The organism is Protofrankia sp. Cr1, from assembly GCF_963555865.1.
Lineage (GTDB): Bacteria > Actinomycetota > Actinomycetes > Frankiales > Frankiaceae > Protofrankia.
The window spans coordinates 10,091-13,440 of sequence record NZ_CAUVXO010000127.1 but is presented as its reverse complement, the minus strand read 5'-3'; the positions used below and the strand labels follow the sequence as shown (position 1 = coordinate 13,440).

At 72.0% G+C, this 3,350-nt stretch carries 1 protein-coding gene; it reads right to left on the bottom strand.

All coding sequences use genetic code 11. The annotated features are described in order from the left end of the window. On the bottom strand, nucleotides 1-3,350 hold a 3,350-nt coding region (locus tag U9980_RS12535), incomplete at both ends, for an alpha-(1->3)-arabinofuranosyltransferase domain-containing protein (RefSeq protein WP_322768063.1).

The following is a 3,350-nucleotide window of genomic DNA, read 5'->3' as shown; positions in this document are numbered from 1 at the left end:
CGGTGTTGCACCGCCGTGACGAGGACGTCGGCACCCAGGAGCAGAACCGCGATCCAGGACACGGTCGCGACCCGCGCGAAGGCCCTGACCCACTCCCCGTCGCTGGGCAGGCTGTGGCGCAGCTGGACCTGGATGACATAGGTGGCGCTCAGGGTCAGCACGGCCACCGGTCCGAGCGTGAGCAGGGTCCGGCCCCGGGGCAGGAGTAGCGCGGCCAGGGTTGCCAGCCCGGTGGCGATACTCGCCGCCGGGTTCACCAGTGCCATGGCGATCAGGGCAGCCACCGTCGCTGCGAGTACCGCGACCGTGACCGGTACCCGCGGGGCCCGCGGCGCCGGCGATGCGAACCGGGGTAGCTCGGCGGTCACCGGATCGGCCTGCGTGCGTGATCGCCGGCGCCTTCTCGCCGTCACGACCATCAACACGACGCAGGAGGTCAGCGCGATGCCGGAGAGCGCCAGCGCACGGCGCACCAGCCGTTGGGGGGTCCAGCGCAGATCGACGGTGAAGCTGGACGCGGTCGGAGTGATCCGCCAGCCGTTGGCGTAGCCGTCCACCAGTCGTGGCGCGCCGTAGTCGGTGGTCGTCGATCCTCCCGTTGAGGTTCCCCGTGAGGTCGCCTTCCAGCCGGCGGACAGGCTCTGCCCGAGCACCAGCCAGAACGGTGTGCCGGGTTCGGCGTTGGTGACCCGCAGGGCGAACGAGGTGTCGCTCGATCCGGTGACCGCCACCGCCGGCGCGCGGGTGGTGCTCGCGCCCGATGATCGGACCGGGGTGCTCTGGTCGGCCGGTGCGACCGAGCCGGCGGCAGTGATCGGCGACGCGCCACCACCGGGCTCGGAGGCCAGTACAAGGCGGTCCAGATCGTATCCGACGCCGGCTCCCGCGATGGTGCGTAGCACGTGGTCGCCGGGTCCCAGGGTGATGGGGTCGCCGCAGAGCGACACCAGCAGGCCCTTGCGGGCGAGCGCGTCGGCGCTGGAACCGGTGATCCGTACCGGGACCGGGTGTCCGTCGAGCGTGAGGAGATCGCTACGGCATGCGCCCGGCAGGGCTGCCGTCGCCGGGGGAACCCGCAGGCCGGCGATGTCGACCTCGGCCAGTCCCACCGGCATCGTGATCAGCTGCTGGCTGATCGGGTCCCGGGTGGTGACCGACCGGATGTCGTCGACCACAAGGCGGATGTTGCTGCCCCGGACGGGGGGAAAGGAGAGGGTGACCGTCCGGCTGGCGCCTGGCTGTCCGATCCTGGCGCCCGGCATGTCGGTGATCGGCGGGATGGTCAGCGTGTCCACCCGCTTACCGTCCACGACCAGCCCGAGTGTCCTCGGCACGGAATGGCGCCCGTCGGCCACCACCGACAGGGTCAGCGTCGAGAAACTCACCGGCTTCGGGGAGTTGACCTGGATCCAGGCGTCGGTCTGCATCCCGAAGCCGGGACTCCACAGCGTCGCCGGGTCACCGTCGAACGCGCCGGCGCTGCCGGCAGCCAGATCACCGGGCAGCCGCCCGGACGATTCGGTGGTCACCGTGTCCGAGGGCCGGCCGGTGGAGGTACCCAGGATCAGGTCGTTGGCATAGGCGGACGCGCGGGCGGTGCCGGTGAGCGCGAAGGTACGCGCGGTGGGCAGGGTGAACACCCGTGCCATGGCCGCCTCGGCGTCGGATCGGAACGGTTCGCCCGGGTTCGCCCGGTCGCGGGTGACCTGCAGCATGAGCCGGTGTTGCACCGATGCCGTGCCCGCCGCGGTCAGCAGGTCGGTCGGCATCCGCAGGAGCTCGTGTGCGTGCGGGGACGTGCCGTCCGGTCGGACGATGTCGACTTCGGCAAACCCGACGCTGGACAGATCCGCGTATTGCGCGCGGACCCCCGTGTTGGTCTCCTCGACGGTGATGTCCAGGCGGGTGAACCGACGGGCCGGGAAGGTGACCAGCTGGCCGGCTTCGGTCCGGGACGCGGCGGTGAGGTTCACACTCACCGGTGCGCCGCCGTCGAACCGGAGCGTCGCCTTGGTGATCCACCGGTTGGGGGAGCCGCGTAGCGGTTGGACGAGACGGACGCGGTCGGTGCGCACCGGGTCCGTCACGGCGATCTGGAGGCGCTGGCCCGCCGGGTTGGCGAACGCGCCGACCTGCCACGCGGTGTCGAGGTCGCCGTCGACCGCGCCCACCGGACGTTCCGGCGGGCTGTAGGAGAACGCGTTGCCGTAGCTGGTTGCGCCGACGGCGGCGATGTCGCCGGGCTGGCCGGGGGCGTGCAGCACCGCGACCGTCTGGGCCGCCGTGGTCTCGGCCGGAAAGACCGGTAGTCGGTTGTCGTTGGGGTCGGGTGCCAGCGCGACCGTGTCGGGGCCTTCCACGTACCCGTAGTTGTCCCGGATCGAGCCCCACCGTTCGGCCCGGCGCCGGTTGCTGTCGGTGAGAAGAAGATCGGCGCCGTCGCTCAGGGCCTGGCCGACCGATGCCGGGTCGGCTGCCATCGACGCGGTGTAAAGGATGGCCCGGTTCGTTGTGAGCGGGTCGGCCAGCAGGCCGGCGGCTGCGGCGTCCACCAGCCCCTCCCCGTTGCCGCTGACGAGCAGCGGTGCCCCGGTGGCCGCCGTCCGCACGATGGGTTGTGGGTCGGTGACTCCGAATACGGCCAGCGCCGGCGGGTCGACCGCGTCCGGTGGGGTACCCAGGGCCAGCTCGTCGTTGACGGGAATGCGTGGTGCGTCGGTGACCGGCGGGCCGAAGCGGCGTGGCGCGCCAAGCCCGGCGGGCACCGGGTCGGTGAACAGCGCCCAGGTAGGCACCGGCCGCGGGGTGCGGAAGCGTTCGTACTGCTGGTTGCTGCGCAGCACGATGTCACCGACTCCCATCAGCCGGGCCATGTCGGCCAGCGAACTGGTTTCGAACACGCCTTCCTGCATCCGGCGGTCCACGGCGCGTAGCAGGTCGGCGGATGCGGCGGCGCTGAACGGGATCAGCTCACGCACCAGGTAGGGGCGGTTGGTCAGGCCGGGCAGGACGGGGTCCAGGGTGGTCCCCCAGCGGTAATGGGCGAAGTCCGCACCGGGCAGTTCCAGCACCCGGGTGGCCGGACCGGTCGCGTCCAGTGCGGTGGCGACCTGGCGCTCGTAGGCGGGGATCTGCTCGGGGCGGTCCAGATCCGACTCGATGAACCGGCCACGCCACAGCGGACTGAGGTTCGCCACTATCAGGACGACGACGACGATCCATGCGGTGCCGGGCGCCAGCCGTGGCAACCGGGTCCGGACATCGCGGCGGCGGGTGCCCCCGGAGCGCCCGCGCACGCGTCCACTGACGGTGCCGACCGCGGTGCCGACCGCGGTGCCGACCGCGGTGCC